Raw genomic sequence first — 20,386 nt, 5'->3', positions numbered from 1 at the left:
TACGCAACTTTTAATTTCAGGTTTATGTCAAGCAAATTATTATCCATCTGTATACCTACCTATAACCGCAAAAAATTTCTGATCGAAAATCTGGAGATCATCATTTCGCAGCTTACGCCCGAATTGATTGAGCAGGTTGAGATTTGCGTGGTAGATAACGCTTCAACAGATGGTACCGATCAATACCTGGCCGGGGTGAAAGAAAAAAATCCGGGTATTGCATTCAGTTATAAAATAAACCCTAAAAACCTGGGCCCCGATCAAAACTTTAAACTGGCCATGAAAATGGGGCAGGGTAAGTTTGGCTGGCTGTTTGGCAGCGACGATGCCTTGGTTGAGGGCGCTTTGGTTGAGGTTATTAAACTGATTAAAGAAAACCCCGAGGCCGGGTTAATGACCTTTAACCGTATTGATTGTGATGTAAACCTGAAACGCATCAGGGAGCGCTATTGGTTAAACAAAACGATAGGCAAACAGGTGTTTGATTTTTCGGATAAATACCAGGAAGGATCATATTATGCCTTTGCTAATGATGTGGGTGCTGTGTTCAGCTTTATATCATCAACCATTTACCGTACCGATGCCGTAAGCTTGTTTGAGTACGATGAATCGTACGAGGGCACTTCTTATTCGTTTTTATATTACTTTATCAACTACCTTAAAACAGGTATTAAGGTGGTATATGAGCCGGCCCATTACGTTTTGTGCAGGTTGGGTAACAGCCACTTAAAAGGCATTAGCTGGCCAAAACGCCTGGCCATGGATTATGACCTTTTTATTAAAGTAAAAAACGAAACTTTTAAAGCCGACGACCAGAACGGCGTATTGTTTTTAAACCTGCTGAAAAAATCGCACCCGTATTATAGAGTACTTTCGCTTTACTGTGCCACCACAAACAGCGAGTGGGATAACAATTTTGTGCCAAAGCTGTTGCAATGCGGATGGAGTAAAGAAGAGTTGAACGGTATCAGGAGGATAGGTAACAGCCCTAACTTTTACCAGTCGCGTTTTAAACAGAAATTTAAAAACATCAGAAATTTATTCAGTTCACTAAAAAATGACCATTAAGCGGTTGTAATTATTCACCCCCTTATCACATCCGCGCCATTTTATGAAATCTGATAACTTATTTAAAAATATTGCCGTAAACTTTGCCTCGAGGATCTTTATCCAGGGGCTGGCCTTTTTTTCGTCAATCATCCTGGCGCGGATCAGCGGTGCAAGCGTATTGGGTAATATCAGCCTTGCTGTTGCTTTTCAAAACGTGTTTAATAACACCTTGTCGGCATCTATAGGTAACGCTCACCTTAAGCTTTATAACGAAAACCCTAAAATAGGCATCCGTACCTTTGCCTGGATAGCACTGGTATCGCGTACCTGTATTGCTATTTTTGTGGTACTGCTGGCTTTATTGCTGTTGTACACCAAATCAACCCTCTACTCAGAAATACAGCTGTACCTGATAATTTTGTTTGTAATACAAACGGTTATTGGTGCTGTGGCGCAAACTTCAAACTTTGTTTTCTCGGCAAAACTGAAAGCTTATAAAGCAAACATTGCCAATATCATCCAATCGGTTTTAATTTCGGCAGCAAGGGTAATTGCTATTTTGCTGGGCTTTAAAGAGTTTGGTATAGCCAACTTTTTAAACGTGGCAGCTGCACTCAGTATCATTTACCCTTTCCTGCAATTGCGGTCGGAAGACTGGGGAAATTTGGATATGAAACTGGCCAGGCGCTATGTAAGCATGTCGTTTAAAATGATTTCGGGAGCTTTGTGCTTTGCCTTGTTATTAAGTTTTGATAAGATGGCTCTGGGTGCAGTGGTAAAGGTAAATAATGCGGCAACGCTGGGTTACTATAGTGCCGGCTCAAGCTTAGGCTTAATGTTTTTAAGCCTTGGCACAAGTATGGGCGGGGTTTTCCTGGCGGTGTTTTCAAAAAACACGGGGCAAAACATTGCCAAAAACTTCAATATTTTGGGGTTATATGAGCGGGTATTGTCATTATTGGTTTTCCCGTTCTTCCTGCTCATCCTGGTATTCAGCGAAGAGGTTATTCGCATTGTTTTCGGTCATAAATACCTGGTGGGTAACCTGGTATTCATTTTTTCGTTATTGCATGCTTATATCAAAACGCAGAACATACCTTTAATTAACGTGTATTTCTCGTTAAACCTGTTTAAGCGGTATAATTTAAATAACCTTATTTACTCGGTAAGCATAATTATCATCATCCTTGCAATGGCTTACCTCGATCCTTTACATAGCGTAATCAGCTCGGTAGCTTTGGGTGTTTTATTAACTGCATTTGTTGAAAGGTTTATCTACATTTATAACTTAAGAAACAAGGAGCTTTCGGTAACTTATTTAAAACAGGTGCCGGTAACCTTGCTGTTTTTAGCATTATTTATAGGGTTGAAGTTTGTGGTAAACTACTTCAACATGCCCGAGTGGGAAAAAATTGTGATAACATTATTATCGTTTGGAGTTTTAATTACGATACTTGTTTTCACCGGCGTTTATAAAAAGGAAGATATTGATTTAGCCAGGAAGATTGTGGCGAAAAAGGCTAACTGATTGAAATGAAAAAATACAGGGCAATACTTATTTTTAGCTTAATTTTGATGCTAAAGTTCTTTAGCTTCAAGGCTTTAGATAATAGTATCTCCAACCCGTTGCAGCTTGTAGGTGCGTTGATATGTGTTTACTACGCATTTGTTAACCGCAACAAAAAACTGGCAAGGCAGGGCGACTTTTATAAGCCCATCATGATTTTTTTAACGGGTGTTTTTATCAGCGATATCACTTGTTTGCTATTTCATGACCAGGATATCTCCAACTCCCTTATCGGGCAAAGGGCGTTTTACTGTTATTTCATGTATTTTTTTCTGTATCACATTGATGCTGATGAAAAATTCATGCTATCAGTTTTTAAGTTCATGTTTATCTGCGTATTCCTCATCAATACGCTCGATATCATCATGATAGGTAACCCACCGTTTTCATGGCGGGTTGACGAGCGGCGCAGTTCGGTATCGATATTTTACTACGGCAGGGGCTTCCTTATTTTAGGTTCGTTTTATTACCTGCAGGAGTTTTTGAAAAAGAAAAACCTCATTTATTTTGCCATATACGGTATTTGTACGCTTTACAGCTTCCTTAACGTATCCCGGATGCTTACCATTGGCGTTACCCTGGGCAGCGCGCTTATCTTTTTAAGATACAGCCGTAAAGGGTTTGCCAACTTTTTTATCATCATTATCATTTTGGTGGGTGTGGCCATAGTACTTTCGGTATACGCAGATAAAATATTAGGAAGCTTGTTTGATTTAACGCAAAAGCAGCTCTCCAGTTCGGACAGCGACGTACGTACCGGTGCTTATAACTACTTTTTCACTTCGTTTCAGCCCAGTGTATGGACCCAGATTTTTGGTAACGGCGTACCCTATAACTCAGCTTATGAAGATCTGAACGATAAAATACGCGAAGTGGCCAAGGCCAGGGTGGGCGACGTAGGCCTGGTTGGTGTATGGGTTTATTTTGGCTTTTTAGCGGTTATTTCATGGCTGATGGTTTTTTACCGCACGCTCCTCAAAAAAATAAGCGACGACCAGCTCTTTATAAGGGCCTACATGATAGTGATTTTTGCCGAGGCTTTTACAGGTTTCGCTACCCACAACCCCGAGATTATGCCTACCACCATTTTTGCCCTTTACTGGTTTGAAAGGCTGGGCGTAAACAAGAAAATAAAGAAAGCATCAACACGCAGAACAATACCAAAGCATTTACTGAATGAACAAGCACTTTAAAAAAATTAAGGCCAAGTACGAAAAAGATGGCCTGGCACTCACCATAAAAAAGATCTATACCTTTTTAACGGCTTATACTGTAAGGTATTTAACCTATAACAGATCGAACCAAAAAAAATGGAAAGCTTTAAAGGATGCCTATAAAGGAAAACGCGTGTTTTTAATAGGCAACGGCCCCAGCCTTAACGAAACTCCGCTTTACATGCTCAAAAACGAGTATGCGATATGCTTTAACCGCGTAAACATATTATTTGAAAGGCTTGCCTGGCGCCCGGAGTTTTACGCCTGTGTTGATGGAACTGTTGTGCAGGATAATGCCGATGAGATAAACAAACTGATTTTGCCCGAGGTAAAGCACGCTTTTTTTACTGATTTTCACATGTTTCAGTTTGATAACATCAAAAAACAAATTGATAACCGCCCTAATGTGCAGTGGCTGTACTCGGGCGTAAGCAGCTTTTCGGTAGATATGCCTAAAATAGGGCCATGCCCAACCGTGGCATTGGCAGCTTTGCAAATTTTGCCTTATCTCGGTTTTTCTGAGATCTACATTTTGGGGATGGATATGAATTACAAGATCCACACCACAGTGAAAGAAATGGAGCATAACCAGATCCAATCTGAAGATGATGATGATCCGAACCATTTTGACCCTCGTTATTTTGGTAAAGGAAAAAAATATCACCAGCCAACAGCCTCGGTAATGGATAACACCTTTAAGGCTTTAGAAAATGCCCGCGAAAAATTAAAACAATTAACCACAACCAAAGTTTATAACGCTACTTACGGCGGAATTATGGAAGTGTTTGAGCGTGTTGGTTTCGATACATTATTCACCAGTTACACCGAGCAGGAAAAGTTTGATTTGTTTGCCGATTCGTTCAGGCCGATATTTCCGGTTAAAACTTTTGATGAGCTGAACGAAAAAGTGGAGACCCTGGTAGATGTTGAAGAAGACCAGCTTAAACAGCTTACGCATTTTATGCTGAACAAAGCCGAGTTTTTAAAAAAATCGGGAAAGCTTATATTTGACTATATTCCGTACGGACCATACCAGGATAAGTACCTTTTAATAAAAAGATAATACACCAATTACCTGATTTAATTGCTTAGTTAATAAAATAGTAACCATTAATTAAAAGTCAGGACAATTTTAATACTGAAATTCAACTCGATTTTTAAAATATCGCATTGAATTAAAGGTTTTTTTAAAATAAATAGTTAATTTGTTTATTTAAATTGATAAATTGCAAAAAAAACCGATTCGGTTTGCTTTGCCTGATACGTTTACCTAAGCTTTTAGCCTTAAATTAAATATATGAAAGTTTTAACCTCTCCATCTTCATTCGGACAAGTAGGAAACAAGCCTTTTTCTTTATTGGAAGAAAACGGGTATGAAGTAATCAATAACCCTTTTGGCCGTAAACTTACCGAAGATGAAGTAATTGACCTTGCTAAAGATTGCATAGGTATAGTTGCCGGTGTTGAACCGCTTACCGCAAGGGTTATGGATGCCCTGCCGCAGCTTAAGGTAATTAGCCGCGTAGGTATAGGTATGGATAGTGTTGACCTGGAGTATGCCGCTAAAAAAGGCATCATCGTAAAAAACACGCCCGATGGCCCGACCCGCGCGGTGGCCGAGTTAACCCTGGCCATGACTTTATCGCTGTTAAGGCGCATCCCACAGGCTGATGCTGCTTTAAAAAACAAGCAATGGGTAAAGCAAACAGGTAACCTGATACTCGATAAAAAAATAGGCGTTGTTGGTTTAGGTCGTATCGGCCGTTTGGTTTCGCAACTGTTTAGGGGCATAGGTAACCCGGTTATAGGTTTTGACCCGTATGCTGATGCCGCATGGGCTGAAGCCAATGGCGTTGAACTGGCCGATTTTGAAACAGTGCTAAAAACTGCTGATATTGTTACCCTGCACGTACCTGGCAATGCTGATAAAAGCCCGGTAATTGGTGCCAAAGAGCTTGAACTGATTAAAAAAACAGCCCTGCTCATTAATATCTCGCGCGGTGGAATTGTGGATGAAGAAGCGCTTTTCACTGCCTTATCAACCGGTAAGCTTTCGGCTGCAGCTATTGATGTGTTTGTTGATGAACCATATTCAGGCCCGTTAACAACGCTTGATAACGTAGTGCTTACACCGCACATTGGCTCGTATGCCGAAGAAGGAAAACTATTAATGGAAATTGATGCGGTAAACAACCTGATCAGTTCATTAGCATAAAACAATGAAGTTAAGCGAAAAGCTAAAAGCAGATATTAAGCACTTAACTACGTCATCGGTAGGTGGTAAACCTAAACCGGCGTTTATCCTTTTTTTTATAAAAAAAGCTGTTCGTATTGTAGTGATCTACAGGGTGCTTAATCACTTTTATTTAAATCGTAACAAAGTTGCTTTACTGCTTCTGTCGCCGTTAAAATTGTATTTCAGGTTGATGACCAGCAGGTATTGTACCGATATATCCTATAAAACCAAAATAGGACCGGGTTTTAAATTAAACCACTCTTACGGTATTATAGTTAACATCCGCTCAACAATTGGCGAAAATGTTTACTTAGGGCACAATGTTACTGTTGGTTCCAACTCGCCTTCAAAGTTCCCTAAAATAGGTAACAACGTTACCATTTTTCCGGGCAGCATTATTATAGGCGATGTAACCATTGGCGATAATGTAACCATAGGGGCTGGCAGCCTGGTTGTAAAAGATGTACCGGCAAACACCGTGGTTGGCGGACACCCGAGCAAAATTTTAAGAACATTAAGTAATATAGATATTTAACAAATAAGCATTAAAATCCCCCTTTAAAAGCACAAATCCTATGAGTCATAAAATTGGTATAATCGGGTATGGTGTAATGGGTAAAACCCGCCGTACTGCTATACAAGAGTTAAAAAAAGGAGAAGTTGTAGCCATATCTGAGCCTAATGTTGGTGCTGAGGTAGATGGCATACCAAACGTTAGCCATGACGATATCATCAATAACCCGGAGATTGATGTACTTATCGTTTGTACCCCCAACTTTTTAAACAAAGAACTTACCATTCGTGGTTTAAATGCCGGTAAACACGTTTTTTGCGAAAAGCCACCTGCATTTACAGCTGCCGATATTATCGAAATAAAAGAAGCCGAAGCAAAAAGCGGCAAAACATTGATGTACGGTTTTAACCACCGCCACCACGATAGCGTTTTACACATGAAAAGGCTTATTGACAGCGGCGAGTATGGTAAAGTACTTTGGCTGCGCGGCCGTTACGGTAAAAGCGTTACCAAAGATTATTTTAACCAATGGCGTGCAAAAAAAGAACTTGCAGGCGGTGGCATCCTGATGGACCAGGGCATTCACATGCTTGATTTATTCCTGTTCCTTTCGGGCGATTTTGATGTGGTAAAAGCCGAGGTTTCAAACCTGTACTGGCACATGGATGTGGAAGATAACGCCTTTGTTATTCTTAAAGAATCGGCAACCGGCAAAGTAGCTTCCCTGCACTCAACCATGTCGCAATGGCGCCACCTGTTCTCGTTAGAGATCTTCCTTGAAAAAGGCTATATGGTACTGAATGGCCTGATCACTTCTACCATGTCATACGGCGAAGAAACGCTTTCTATAGCTAAAAACAGGTCGACCGCTCCGGCTGCAACCTGGCAGGATGAGGTTATTACCAAATATATGAACAACAATAGCTGGCGTTACGAAGTTGACCATTTCTTTAAATGCGTTGACGAAAAATGCCCGGTTGTTTACGGTAGTTCAGACGATGCCTTTAAACTGATGACTATCATTGACAAGGTTTACGAGCAAAAAGAATTTTAATCAAAATATTAATTAATCACCCCAAAACACTACTTCTAATGGAAAGAACTGAGTTAGCCAAAAATTATTTACAAGACTATGTCGGTCGTTTAACCGATATATTAAACAAAATTGATCCTGAAAAATTAGGCCAGGTTATAACCACCTTTATCGAAGCTTTTAAAAGCGGCAACACCATTTACGTGGTAGGTAACGGTGGCAGCGCAGCAACTGCGTCACACATGCAGGCTGATTTCAGGTTTTTTGTGCGTTATTTTTCAAAGTTCCGCCCAAAAATAATTGCGCTTACCGATAACGTGCCTATGATTACAGCAATTGGCAACGACAATAATTTTGACGATGTATTTGTTGAGCAAATGCGCGGCCAGTTTGTAGCGGGCGACGTTTTAATCGCTATCTCAGCAAGCGGTAACTCGCCAAACCTGGTTAAAGCTGCAGAGTTTGCTAACGAGCTTGGTGGTAAAACCATTGCTTTTGTTGGTTTCCTTGGTGGTAAATTAAACGAGATTTCAACAGTACCTCTTTACACGCCAAACCCTAAAGGCGATTACGGGCCGATTGAAGACGTGCACATGATATTAAACCATATCATTGTTAACTACCTTGCAACCGACGAGGAGTTCCTTGCTTTAACATAGTATTTTTTATCTGCCCGGCCTCGGTACAATGTACTACAGGTGGCCGGGCAGATCTGTTTTAAATTTTACATCGGCGTAATAAAAGATATGCAAAACCGTAAAGAAATATATCTGTTTTCATTAACTGAATAAAAATGCCATTATGAAAAATTTAAAATTCTTTTTGATTATAGCGGGTGTTGTTGTTACAGCGCTTGCATCGTGGTTGGTTTTAAAAAGCAAGCCCGAAAAAGATGTTTTTGTTGATACCCGCGATTTGCCGGCCCGGGCAAATGCAGATAGCGATACCAGCCCGCAGGCTAAAGCGCAGGTTAATGACGAGAGTTTGCCTGTAAAACCTGCTTCCTATCGTTTTAAACAACCGAAGGCCATATCACCCAAACAGGCCGACACCGATCAAAACACGCTGGTTACAGATAATGATATCCGTTTTTTAAAAAGTACCCTGCTTAAAAAAGGGATTTATTTTGGCACAGCCATAAGCCCGGCTGATATCCAGCTGCGCCCGCCAAGACCGAAAAATTTTCTGAGCGTTATATCAAAATATTTTAACTTTTATACTATTTCGGTTTCGTACCGTACTACCGAGGTTAAACAGGGTGTGTTTAACTTTGATGCCTCGGATAAATCTGTTGAGTTTGCCATGGCAGATGGTGCAAAAGTAAAAGGGCACGCGCTTGTAATGGGCGATCCGCTACCCGATTGGCTTGTAAAAGGAAATTTTACACCCGATCAGTTAAAAGATATTCTTAAAAACCATATTCAAACTATTGTAAAGCACTTCAGAGATAAATACCCGGGCAGGGTTACCATCTGGAATGTTGTTAATGAGCCAACCTGTAATGGCGGCCTCAGAACTGATCCTAATATATGCCTGGATCATGGAGTTGAAAAAAATATCTGGACATCAATCCACAAACCTGGCTCTGATGATCCTACCGATTATATCCAACTGGCCTTTCAATGGGCGCACGAGGCCGATCCTTCGGCTAAATTGTACCTGAATGAAGCCGGTATTGAAATGACCTCGCACCCAAAATCTGAGCGGGCTTTTCAGTTGGTTAAATACCTTAAGCAAAAAGGTACACCTATTGACGGTGTCGGCATGCAGGCCCACGTACGCTTGTATGATAAGGATAAATATACCACCTCATCGCTGATAGGGATCATGAACCGTATTGCCGATTTGGGCATGGAAACCCAGATAACCGAGTTTGATGTAATTATGGCTAAAGGCGCTCAGCGCGTAAACAATTTTACCCCCGCAACGCAGCTGGCCATAGCATCGCCGCAAAAAGCCGATTTTATGCAACAGGCAGAAGTTTACCATACTTTTTTATATGCCGCGCTGCATGCCAGAAACTGTACCGGTTTTACAACCTGGGGTGCCTGGGATGCCAGCTCGTGGACGGCCGGCCACTGGAAGGAACCGTTTTACCCCCACATACTTGATGATAACATGAAGCCTAAGCTATCCTTAAAAGCCATGGTTGACGAATGCAGGGAATATAGCGCGGGTAACTAACTTTTTAATGTTGAATAGTAATTAAAATACACTTAAACTGAATTTATATCGAACCTACTTTTAGATATCACTATTAAATAAATGGATCAACCACTTACTTTACAAACCGGAACAGGGGCGAATGCAACCGCCGGCGTTCTGAAGGGAAAAAAAGACCGCGAGGTATGGATTGATTACGCCAAATCAATTGGCATTGTATCAGTAATAGTGGCGCACATGGCGTTGGCAAACGCATTGGCGCTTAACTTTATTTATACTTTTATCATGCCTTTGTTTTTCCTGATATCCGGGTACTTGTATAAACGTAAGGATACCTTTGGGTTGGCTGTAGGCAAGGATGTTAAAAGGTTGCTTTTGCCTTATGTATACTTTTATATCATCAGCTACGCGTACTGGTTTGTAGTTATTTACTCAAAACATAAAAATCAGTTTCCGGGCTCGTTTGCGCAGGCCGGCGTTATTAAACCTATGCTGGGTATGTTAATAGGGGTAGGTTACGAAACCGATTTTTCCATCAGTATCAATCACCCCCTGTGGTTTTTGATGGCTTTGTTTTTTGTGAAAGTGATTTATTCTGCTTTAGAGGGTATCGCAAAAGATAATAAAGTAACCATTGGTGTTGGCGTGCTGGTGCTCTTTGTACTTGTATGGTTGCTGAGAACCAATGGTTATCACATCTGGTTTTCGATAGATAGCGCGTTGGTGGCTTTGCCTTTCTTTTACCTGGGTGTAGTTATTAAATCGGCCGGTATTATTAAAACATGGTTTAAAAACAATGTGCTTAACCTGGCATGTTTTATTGTGCTAACTGCTGCTACCATACTGGTAGGTAAATACAACGGCAGTCCCGATGTAAACACGGCTACCTGGGGCAATAATGTGTTTTTATATTTTGCCGGGGGGCTTGTCGGCACCTTTATGATTTTTACGCTTTGCTTTTTATTTGAAAAATGGCCTAACAGGCTTATCCTGTTTATATCGGCCAATACACTTGTTTTAATGTGTATTCAAAGTATACTTAAAAGTATTTCGATAGCAATTTTAAAGGCGGGCCATTTTGCATTACCTGCAAAGCTTAATTTTATGCAGGCGGCGGTACTCACTACCTTAATTGTTGTTTTATCGTTACCGGTAATGTACCTGATTGATAAATACCTGCCTTTTTTAGCCGGGGCAAGTAAAGCAAAAACTAAAGCTGAACCAGTTTCAGTTTCAAAATAATTATTATAAATGGATACTTTAAACTTAGCCGGCCAGCTTGAGCTTGCCGTTTACGCAGCAAAAGAAGCCGGTAAAATGCTTTTAAAAACCGATGATGCTGAAGTAAAGATAAACAGCAGCATTGATAAGGATATCAAACTTGAAGCCGATGTTGAATCGGAAAAACTGATTGTGAGGATTTTGAGCGAAGGCTCGCCTTTTAATATCCTGAGCGAAGAATCGGGCCTTGTTAAGAATGACAACGCCGATGGCTACCGCTGGATTGTTGACCCCCTGGATGGCAGTTTAAACTACTCGCGCGATATTGATATTTACGCAGTATCTATCGGTTTATGGAAAGATAATGAGCCGGTATTGGGCGTGGTTTATGATTTTTTACATGAGCGCTTGTATACCGGTTTAGTTGGCGACGGCGCATACCTTAACGGTAAAAAAATAAGTGTAAGCAATATCGATAATAAAAAGAACAGTATTTTATCAACCGGTTTCCCGGTTTACTCCAGTTTTGATCAAAGCAATATCAACACCTTTGTAAGCAACGTGCAGGAGTACAAAAAGGTAAGGTTATTTGGTTCGGCAGCTATGTCATTAATTCACGTAGCTAAAGGAAGCATTGAGGCTTATACCGAAAATAATATTGCTGTTTGGGATGTGGCCGCAGGTTTGGCTATTTTAGTGGCTGCCGGTGGTACATTCACAGCACCCGAAGGCAAAGGACCGCTGTATTTAAATGTATTTGCATCAAACGGAAAAATCTAAATTAAACAAGAGATATGATCATCGACTCACTTACCAATATTGAGTTTTACGAAGCTATAAACCCGGATATTTATGCCGGCCTGGTATTTATAAAAAATGCCGACCCTGAAATTGCATTGGGCGAGTACCCGCTTACCGAAAAGGCAAAGGCTGTAGTTATGGAATATGAAACCCAGATAAAAAATGATTTTGGTTACGAAGCACACCGCCATGTTATTGATGTGCAATACTGCATCAAAAACCAGGAGCGCATTCCGTGGTCAAACCTTAAAAGGCTTACACCGCATACCGAATATAATGAACAAAAAGACGCCACTTTTTACAGCATGATTGAGCCCCAGGGCGAAGTGGTGATAGGCAATGATATTTTCGCCGTTTTTTTTCCTGAAGATGCTCATGCACCCGTTTATTGTGCTAAAGAACCGGGCTACATCAAAAAAATTGTAATAAAAGTAAAAGTATAATATATGAGCATTCCTGGCATTAAAGCGTTAGTACCGATGAAGGGCCACTCTGAGCGTGTGCCCCACAAAAACATCCGGCCATTGGTTGGTAAACCTTGTTTCCATTGGGTAATGGAAGCGTTGAGCAACAGTAAATACATTACCGATATTATTGTTAATACCGATGATGATGAGATTGCCGAAAGCGCTTCATCAAACTTTGATAAAATCAGGCTGCTGCAACGCCCCGACTTTTTGCTTGGCGATATGGTAACCATCCAGCCGCTCATCGCTTACGATCTTTCGCAAACCGAAGGCGATTGGTTTTTGCAAACACACAGCACCAACCCGCTGCTTACCACCGAAACGATTGATGCCGCTATCGAAACTTTTTTTGCTCAAAAAGAACATGATGCATTGTTTTCGGTAACCGAAACCAAACAACGTTTTTACTGGGCTGATGGTACTGGCGTAAACCATGATCCTGCGGTATTAACCCGTACACAGGATTTGCCGCCGATATTTTTGGAAAACTCATGCTTCTACATCTTCTCGCGCGAAACTAACGAGCGTACGCAAACCCGCCTGGGCTCTAACGCGTTGATGTACCCTATCGACAGGCTTGAAGCTGCCGATATTGATGATATGGAAGATTTTTACTGGGCCGAATTCCTGCTTCAAAGAAAACTAAAGAATGCGCAATAACATCAACTTATCACACCTCATCTCGCAATCAACGCCGGCATATGGCAACCGCGACAGGATTTTTATCCGCGATAATTCGTCGATATTAAAAGGAGAAACAGCCAATTCATCATGCTGGATTTTTTCTAATAACCACATCGGCACACATATCGATTCGCCGCGGCATTTTTCGGCAACCGGCAAAAAAACGCACGAGTTTCCGGTTAATGATTTTTTTTACGATAAGGTAAAACTGGTTGATATTACCTGTACCAGCGGCATTTTAATTTCGATAGACGATTTTAAAAAGGTTGAAGCGCAGGTGCCTCACGATGTTGAACTGTTGTTTATCCGCACCGGTTACGAAGGATACAGGGCAATTGATAAATACTGGAACGACAGTCCCGGCCTTGCTGCAGAGCTGGCCGATTACTTCAGGAGCCATTTCCCTTACCTGCGTTGCGTGGGGTTTGATTTTATATCGTTAACTTCATGGAATTTCCGTCCGGAAGGCCGCATTAGCCACAGGGCATTTCTTTGCCCGGATGAGCCTAAGCAGCCAATACTGGTTATTGAGGATATGGCACTTGCTGCGGTAAACTCGGCTATCAAATCGGTTGTGGTTGCACCTATGTTTGTTGAAGACGGAAACGGCGGAGCGGTAACCGTATTTGCCGATGTTGAATAATTTTACTTAAACTATGCAAAACACAACACTAAAGCAAAAGCTTAAAAATAAAGAAAACACCGTTGGCTCATGGATCACCATCCCCAACCAGGCTGTTATTGATACCCTGGCCGAGGCTGGTTTTGATTGGCTATGTATCGACCTTGAGCATACTGTGATCGATTTAAACGAAGCACAGGTGCTTATCGGCTTCATCCAGGCCCGCGGTATGGCTGCCCTGGTAAGGGTATCAAAAAACGAGGAAGTAGTAATTAAACGGGTTCTGGATGCCGGTGCCGATGGTATCATAGTACCCATGACCTGTACAGCCGAAGAAGCTGCCCAGGCCGTTAATTATTGCAAATACCCGCCGGTTGGTAAACGGGGTGTAGGCCTTAACCGTGCACAGCGCTATGGCTTTGGTTTTGAAGAGTACAAAAAATGGGTTAACGATTACCAGGTGGTAATTGCCCAGATCGAGCATATCGACGGTGTAAACAACCTCGAAGCCATTATTGATACGCCGGGTATTGATGGCACCTTTATTGGTCCGTATGATCTTTCAGGATCATTAGGTATCCCCGGTCAGTACAATGAACCCGTGGTGATCGAAGCCCTGAAAAAAGTTGAAGAGATTTGCGAACGCAAAAATGCTTCGATGGGCTACCACGTTATCGAGCCTGATTTTGAGTTGGTAAAAGCAAAACAGGATGCCGGTTACAACTTTATAGCTTTCAGCACCGATTATTTGTTTATGGGCCGAACGGCACATGCGCAAATGCAAAAATTAAACAGTAAATAATATGAGTAGATTAAAGTATCTTAAAGATATGTCGCTTAAGGAACTTTCGTTCGAAAGGATCAGTAATGCGATAAAAGTGCGGTTAAAAGATATTCCTCATTTTATAGCCTGGCATACCAACTCGTCGTTCGCGAAGCAAAACAAAACCATGCTGGCTAAGTTCCACAATATCCATAAAGGGGAACGTTGTTTTATTGTTGCCAACGGGCCAAGTTTGAAGCAAACCGATTTGTCCAAGCTAAAGGACGAAAAAACTATCGCCATGAACCGCATGTACTTAAATGCCGGCGATATGGGTTTTATGCCAACGTATATTGTTGTGCAGGACATTGCTATCCAGCTTAAACAGTTTCGCGATGACCTGGATGCACTGGAGCATCTGCCCAAGTTTTTTAACTGGAATGCCCGCAGCCTGTTCACAAAAAAAGATAACCTGGCCTTTATCCGCAGCGATTATAAGCCACAGTTTTCTACCGATGTAACCAAAACCACCTGGGGAGGCCATAGTGTAACTGCCGTTTGCATGCAGCTTGCGTTTTACATGGGTTTTGACGAGGTTTACCTGGTAGGTAAAGATCATAACTACGAGCAAAAAGGTACGCCGGGCGCACTGGTATACTCAACAGGCGACGAGAAGAATCACTTTGTGCAGGGCTACTACAAAAAAGGCATGGCCTGGCGTATTCCTGATTACAAAGGCGAAGAACTGGCTTACCGCATGGCCAGGGAAACTTTTGAAAAGCACGGCCGGGTTATAAAAGATGCCACCATAGGCGGAAAACTGGAAGTGTTTGAAAAAGTTGATTATAATTCATTATTTAAAAAATAGGTTGGTACGATGAAGTCATTGATATCCAAAGGCATAAGCACTATACAAAATGATGGCCTCAAGGTATTTGCTATAAGGATATGGAATTATAACCTTGTAAAAATTAAGCGCACTTTACGGGGTAAAAACGTAAAAAACATTGAAAAATGGCAAACGCTTAAAGATAAATATAAAGGTAAAAGGGTATTTATAATTGGTAACGGCCCAAGCCTAAACCAAATGCCATTGTATTTGCTTGAAGGCGAATACACCATGGCCTTTAACCGATTTAACCTGATGTTTGAACGCCTTAACTGGCTGCCACAGTTTTACATGGTTACTGATGATTTGGTGGTAAAGGATATGCACGAGCAAATTAACAAGGATATTTTGCCTTTGGTTGATTATGCTTTTTTTCCCGATATCCACCCTTCAAATGTTGAGTTTGATAAGTATATCGATCATAAAGAAAACGTTTACTGGTTAAATACCGACAGGCCCGAGTTCAGGGCCGATTTACCTAATTGCGGTATCAATAAAACCGTAGTGAACGGTGCTATACAGGTTGCAGCGTTTTTAGGTTTTACCGACATCTATCTGATTGGTGTTGATATGACCTTTGCCGATCAGAAAGTGAAAAAGATCAACTCGCGCAACTGGGAGGCTGATGAGCACGATCCTAACCACTTTGATCCGCGTTATTTTGGCAAGGGTTTGAAATATCACAACCCCACAGTTCACGAAATGCTGGAGAAGTTTGACCAGGGCCGCGAATTTTTTGAAAGCCGCAATGTGCATATTTACAATGCAGGCCACGGCGGTAAACTGGAAGCATTCCCCCGCAAAAATTTTGAATCATTGTTCGATTTAACCGACGAACAAAAAGAAGCGTTGCTAAATTCAAGCAAAGTGCTGAAGGAGCATGGTCTTACTTTTGAGCAAATGCTTAATGCGCCGCTGGTTGCGCAGGTATCTGATAGTTACCCCGCCTACTTCAAAACATCGCAGGATCTGGGCGTAACTCTTATCCCTAAAATAATATTGGAGTTTCTACCTGTAGGGCCTTATAAAAATCAGTATTTTTTTGTGAAGCGATAAGTTATAATTAAGCGTAATATTTTATCTTATCCCGGATGGGGGGTTAATTTTAGCTTAAAACAGGGTAATAACTGAACATAATTGGATACAACAACACAGGCATGATTAAATATCATTGCCTGTGTTGTTTTTTTATGAGGTTTGTAAACGTACTATTATTAAAATATCAGCGCCGGCTCAACGGTTATTGTTTATATAGTTTGCGGGTATTTATTTAAAAATGGATACTTTTAAGTCAGGAAGCCGATATTATTAAATTAAATTTTTTAAAGTGATCGGTTTAATGAAATTTGCAATGTTTATAAGGCGTACAGGCCTATAGGCCGTTAAAACGTTGGATACAATTGCATTTAATGTAAATGCCAAAAGATATTTATAATATGAGTAAAAAAATCGCCTTAATTACAGGTATAACCGGCCAGGATGGTGCCTATCTTACCGAACTATTGCTCTCAAAAAATTACGAGGTACACGGTATCAAACGCCGCAGCTCGTTATTTAATACCGATAGGATAGACCACCTGTACCAGGATCCGCACGATACCAACAAAAACCTGATACTGCACTACGGCGATTTAAGTGATAGCACCAATTTGATCCGTATTATTCAGCAGGTACAGCCCGATGAAATTTATAACCTCGGCGCAATGTCGCACGTAAAGGTGAGTTTTGATACACCCGAATATACCGCCAATGCCGATGGTATCGGTACATTGAGGTTGCTTGAGGCTATCCGTATCCTCGGCCTCGAGAAGAAAACAAAAATTTACCAGGCTTCCACTTCCGAGCTTTATGGTTTGGTGCAGGCTGTGCCGCAATCAGAAACCACGCCGTTTTATCCGCGTTCACCTTATGCAGTTGCCAAGTTGTATGCTTATTGGATTACCGTAAACTATCGCGAGGCTTATGGCATATATGCCTGCAATGGCATCCTGTTTAACCACGAAAGCCCGCTGCGTGGTGAAACGTTTGTTACACGTAAAATTACCCGCGCTACGGCCAAAATAGCTATGGGGCTGCAGGATAAGTTGTATCTTGGTAACCTGGATGCGCAGCGCGATTGGGGCCACGCCAAAGATTATGTGGAAGCCATGTACCTGATACTGCAACAGGAAGTAGCCGAAGATTATGTAATAGCCACCGGCGTTACCACCCGCGTACGCGAGTTTGTACGTCTTGCGTTTGGAGAAGTAGGTATTGAAATTGAATTTAACGGCGAAGGTGTTAATGAAAAGGGATATGTAGTTAGCTGCAGTAACCCGGATTTTCAACTACCTGCCGGTAAAGAGGTTGTAGCAGTAGATGAAAAATATTTCAGGCCTACCGAAGTTGATCTGCTCATCGGCGATCCAACCAAATCAAAAACAAAACTGGGTTGGGAGCCTAAGTATGATTTACAGGGCCTGGTGAAAGAAATGGTTGCCGCCGATGTTGATTTGTTCAGGAGAGAGAAATTGCTCGAAGAATCAGGCTATGCCATCAAAAAACAGTTTGAATAATAGCTAATGGAAAAAAACGCGAAAATATATATTGCCGGTCACCACGGCATGGTGGGCTCGGCAATCTTGCGTAAATTAAAAAAAGAAGGTTTTACAAATTTTGTAAGCCGCACCTCCACCGAGCTTGATTTGCGTAACCAACAGGCCGTGGCCGATTTTTTTGCGGCAGAAAAACCCGATTATGTTTTTTTAGCCGCCGCCAAAGTAGGGGGGATAGTTGCCAACAACACCTATCGTGCCGAGTTTTTATATGATAACCTGCAAATCCAGAATAACATTATCCACAACGCCTATTTAAGCGGTGTTAAGAAACTGATGTTTTTGGGTTCGAGCTGTATCTATCCTAAAATGGCGCCACAGCCTTTAAAGGAAGATTACCTGCTTACCGGTCCGCTGGAGGAAACCAACGAGCCTTACGCCGTAGCTAAAATTGCAGGTATAAAAATGTGCGATGCCTATCGCTCGCAATATGGCTGCAACTACATATCGGTTATGCCTACCAATTTGTATGGGTATAATGATAATTATCACCCGCAGAATTCGCACGTGTTACCTGCATTAATCCGCCGTTTTCATGAAGCAAAGGAGCAGGGAGCCGAAGCTGTAACCATATGGGGTACAGGATCGCCCAAACGCGAGTTTTTGTTTGCCGATGATTTGGCCGAAGCCTGTTACTACCTGATGCAGAATTATAATGAGCCGGGCCTGGTTAACGTAGGCACCGGCGAAGATATTTCGATAAAAGATCTGGCGCTGCTGGTAAAAAAAATAACAGGTTTTGAAGGCGAAATCAATTTTGATACCTCGAAACCCGATGGCACACCGCGTAAGTTAATGGATGTTACCAAGTTAACGGAAGCAGGCTGGCGTTTCCATACTACACTCGAGGAGGGTATTACTTTAGCTTACCAGGATTTTTTAAGTAAAGGTGTGTTGGTGGCCGAGCGATAAGCACTCACCTGCGAAGTATTTATTTGAATACCCTTATCGGTTCCGAAACATATTTTGCCTTATCTTCGTTAATGAAAAACCGGCGCGCAATCCGGTTTTAAAACTTATCCGATAATATAAATGACCATAATACCAACCCCACTGGCAGGATGCCTGGTTATACAACCACGCGTTTTTAATGATGGCCGAGGCTACTTTTTCGAATCGTTTAACCGCAAACGCTTTGCCGAACTGACAGGCTTTGATATTGATTTTGTACAGGATAATCAGTCATATTCAACAAAAGGCGTTCTGCGTGGCCTGCACCTGCAAAAAGGCGAATTTTCGCAGGCTAAACTGGTTAGGGTAACCAAAGGCGAGGTATTGGATGTGGCTGTCGATTTACGTAGCGGCTCGCCTACCTACGGTCAATACCACAGCGTGCTTTTAACCGAAGAGAATAACCAGCAGTTTTTTATTCCGCGGGGTTTTGGGCATGGTTTTATAGTTTTGAGCGATGAAGCGGTTTTTCAATACAAATGCGATAATTATTATAACAAAGAAGCCGAAAGCGGTGTTCACTACGCCGATCCTGATCTGAATATCAACTGGCAGGCAGATATTACCGAGGTACTGGTATCTGATAAAGATCTGGAACTTCCGTTTTTAAAAAATGCCCCCGATTTCGGATTTTAATTTCTCTTTTTAATAAAACACCAGTTCAAAATGCAAACTATTATTGTATTCGGAGCATCGGGGCAATTAGGTTCATGTTTAAAACATGTAGCAAACGATAGGGCGCTTGATAATATCCATTTTCTCAGTTCGGCCGAAGGAAATATACTTGATGAAGTCGCGCTGGATATTGTATTCGAAAAATATAAGCCCGCCTTTGCCATTAATTGCGCCGCTTACACAGCAGTTGATAAGGCCGAAGATGAAATAGAACAAGCCCGTGCCATTAACAAAACAGGTGCCGCCAATCTTGCCAGGCAATGCAAAAAGCATAGCGCTGTTTTAGTCCAAACTTCAACAGATTTTGTCTTTAAAGGAGATGTCGCTTCACCCCGCACAGAAGATGACGAAACCGATCCGATAGGAGTGTACGGCCTCACCAAACTGGAAGGTGAACAGGCCATAGCCGAAATATTTGATGAGTACTACACCATCCGTACCAGCTGGCTGTACTCAGAATATGGCAATAACTTTATGAAAACCATGATCAAACTCGGCGCCGAGCGCGATCTGCTAAAAATTATTGCCGATCAGGTTGGTACGCCAACCTATGCTATCGATCTGGCGGGAGCTATTTTTGATATCATCGCATCAGATAAAAAAGCCTACGGTATTTATCATTACAGCAACGAAGGCGTAACCTCGTGGTATGATTTTGCCAAAGCTATTTTTGATATCGCGAAAATTGATGTGAAGGTGCTGCCTATCCGCACTTCAGAATATCCAACCAAAGCTAAACGACCGGCATTTTCGGTAATGGATAAGGCAAAAATTAAAAATACGTTCGGTATAGAGATCCCGTATTGGAGGGATAGCCTGAAAAAAGCATCCCCCCCCGCCCTCTGAAGGGGGTGCCTATATACATGTGGATTTTATGCCAAACAAAAAAGCAGTGCCAAAGGCGCTGCTTTTTTGTTTGTGGGGCAAGATGAAACTTGCCAA

The 20,386-nt window shown here is 41.7% G+C and carries 21 protein-coding genes; all 21 read left to right on the top strand.

Annotated elements, in window-relative coordinates:
* Positions 1-24: 24 nt before the first annotated feature.
* Positions 25-1,068 carry a glycosyltransferase family 2 protein gene (locus HYN43_RS18200; protein WP_119410706.1) on the top strand — a complete coding sequence of 348 codons (1,044 nt, stop codon included), beginning with the start codon at positions 25-27 and terminating at the stop codon, positions 1,066-1,068.
* A gap of 43 nt (positions 1,069-1,111) precedes the next feature.
* Positions 1,112-2,578 (top strand): oligosaccharide flippase family protein, encoded by a 1,467-nt coding sequence (locus HYN43_RS18195; protein ID WP_119410705.1) that lies wholly within the window; start codon positions 1,112-1,114, stop codon positions 2,576-2,578.
* Positions 2,579-2,625: 47 nt separating this feature from the next.
* Positions 2,626-3,810, top strand: coding sequence for a hypothetical protein (locus HYN43_RS18190; RefSeq protein ID WP_162996541.1), 1,185 nt, complete (start codon positions 2,626-2,628; stop codon positions 3,808-3,810).
* The gene (locus HYN43_RS18185; RefSeq protein WP_119410703.1) at positions 3,794-4,894 is read left to right on the top strand and encodes a 6-hydroxymethylpterin diphosphokinase MptE-like protein; all 1,101 of its coding nucleotides are present in this window, start codon (positions 3,794-3,796) and stop codon (positions 4,892-4,894) included. The genes HYN43_RS18190 and HYN43_RS18185 overlap by 17 nt, the downstream gene beginning before the upstream one ends.
* 234 nt (positions 4,895-5,128) lie before the next feature.
* Positions 5,129-6,046, top strand: a complete 918-nt coding sequence (locus tag HYN43_RS18180) for a phosphoglycerate dehydrogenase (protein ID WP_119410702.1) — start codon at positions 5,129-5,131, stop codon at positions 6,044-6,046.
* A 4-nt stretch (positions 6,047-6,050) separates the two neighbouring features.
* Positions 6,051-6,602, top strand: a complete 552-nt coding sequence (locus HYN43_RS18175; protein WP_119410701.1) for a serine acetyltransferase — start codon at positions 6,051-6,053, stop codon at positions 6,600-6,602.
* A gap of 40 nt (positions 6,603-6,642) precedes the next feature.
* Positions 6,643-7,635, top strand: a complete 993-nt coding sequence (locus HYN43_RS18170) for a Gfo/Idh/MocA family protein (RefSeq protein WP_119410700.1) — start codon at positions 6,643-6,645, stop codon at positions 7,633-7,635.
* A 38-nt stretch (positions 7,636-7,673) separates the two neighbouring features.
* Positions 7,674-8,273 carry a D-sedoheptulose-7-phosphate isomerase gene (locus tag HYN43_RS18165; protein WP_119410699.1) on the top strand — a complete coding sequence of 200 codons (600 nt, stop codon included), beginning with the start codon at positions 7,674-7,676 and terminating at the stop codon, positions 8,271-8,273.
* A gap of 142 nt (positions 8,274-8,415) precedes the next feature.
* Positions 8,416-9,798 carry an endo-1,4-beta-xylanase gene (locus HYN43_RS18160; protein ID WP_119410698.1) on the top strand — a complete coding sequence of 461 codons (1,383 nt, stop codon included), beginning with the start codon at positions 8,416-8,418 and terminating at the stop codon, positions 9,796-9,798.
* 81 nt (positions 9,799-9,879) lie between these two features.
* Positions 9,880-11,019 (top strand): acyltransferase family protein, encoded by a 1,140-nt coding sequence (locus HYN43_RS18155; RefSeq protein WP_119410697.1) that lies wholly within the window; start codon positions 9,880-9,882, stop codon positions 11,017-11,019.
* A gap of 9 nt (positions 11,020-11,028) precedes the next feature.
* The gene (locus tag HYN43_RS18150; RefSeq protein WP_119410696.1) at positions 11,029-11,778 is read left to right on the top strand and encodes an inositol monophosphatase family protein; all 750 of its coding nucleotides are present in this window, start codon (positions 11,029-11,031) and stop codon (positions 11,776-11,778) included.
* A 14-nt stretch (positions 11,779-11,792) separates the two neighbouring features.
* Positions 11,793-12,242, top strand: a complete 450-nt coding sequence (locus tag HYN43_RS18145) for a NanQ anomerase/TabA/YiaL family protein (protein ID WP_119410695.1) — start codon at positions 11,793-11,795, stop codon at positions 12,240-12,242.
* Positions 12,243-12,245: 3 nt separating this feature from the next.
* The gene (locus tag HYN43_RS18140; RefSeq protein WP_119410694.1) at positions 12,246-12,926 is read left to right on the top strand and encodes an acylneuraminate cytidylyltransferase family protein; all 681 of its coding nucleotides are present in this window, start codon (positions 12,246-12,248) and stop codon (positions 12,924-12,926) included.
* A complete protein-coding gene (locus HYN43_RS18135; protein ID WP_119410693.1) occupies positions 12,916-13,593 on the top strand; it encodes a cyclase family protein in 678 nt (225 codons plus the stop codon). The genes HYN43_RS18140 and HYN43_RS18135 overlap by 11 nt, the downstream gene beginning before the upstream one ends.
* A 13-nt stretch (positions 13,594-13,606) precedes the next feature.
* Positions 13,607-14,374 carry an HpcH/HpaI aldolase family protein gene (locus HYN43_RS18130; RefSeq protein ID WP_119410692.1) on the top strand — a complete coding sequence of 256 codons (768 nt, stop codon included), beginning with the start codon at positions 13,607-13,609 and terminating at the stop codon, positions 14,372-14,374.
* A 1-nt stretch (position 14,375) separates the two neighbouring features.
* A complete protein-coding gene (locus tag HYN43_RS18125) occupies positions 14,376-15,203 on the top strand; it encodes a 6-hydroxymethylpterin diphosphokinase MptE-like protein (protein ID WP_119410691.1) in 828 nt (275 codons plus the stop codon).
* A gap of 9 nt (positions 15,204-15,212) precedes the next feature.
* Positions 15,213-16,280 carry a 6-hydroxymethylpterin diphosphokinase MptE-like protein gene (locus tag HYN43_RS18120; RefSeq protein WP_119410690.1) on the top strand — a complete coding sequence of 356 codons (1,068 nt, stop codon included), beginning with the start codon at positions 15,213-15,215 and terminating at the stop codon, positions 16,278-16,280.
* A gap of 380 nt (positions 16,281-16,660) precedes the next feature.
* The gene (gene gmd, locus HYN43_RS18115) at positions 16,661-17,779 is read left to right on the top strand and encodes a GDP-mannose 4,6-dehydratase (RefSeq protein ID WP_119411276.1); all 1,119 of its coding nucleotides are present in this window, start codon (positions 16,661-16,663) and stop codon (positions 17,777-17,779) included.
* Between the two features lie 6 nt (positions 17,780-17,785).
* Positions 17,786-18,730: a GDP-L-fucose synthase gene (gene fcl / locus HYN43_RS18110; RefSeq protein WP_119410689.1), complete on the top strand. Its 945-nt coding sequence runs from the start codon at positions 17,786-17,788 to the stop codon at positions 18,728-18,730.
* A 120-nt stretch (positions 18,731-18,850) separates the two neighbouring features.
* On the top strand, positions 18,851-19,405 hold the full coding sequence (rfbC, locus tag HYN43_RS18105; protein ID WP_119410688.1) for a dTDP-4-dehydrorhamnose 3,5-epimerase: 555 nt from the start codon (positions 18,851-18,853) through the stop codon (positions 19,403-19,405).
* A gap of 12 nt (positions 19,406-19,417) precedes the next feature.
* Positions 19,418-20,290 (top strand): dTDP-4-dehydrorhamnose reductase, encoded by an 873-nt coding sequence (rfbD, locus tag HYN43_RS18100; protein ID WP_281024323.1) that lies wholly within the window; start codon positions 19,418-19,420, stop codon positions 20,288-20,290.
* The last annotated feature ends 96 nt before the right edge of the window (positions 20,291-20,386 follow it).

Source organism: Mucilaginibacter celer (genome assembly GCF_003576455.2).
GTDB lineage: Bacteria > Bacteroidota > Bacteroidia > Sphingobacteriales > Sphingobacteriaceae > Mucilaginibacter > Mucilaginibacter celer.
Note: the sequence above shows the minus strand (reverse complement) of the source record. Positions and strands in the feature narration are given on the sequence as shown.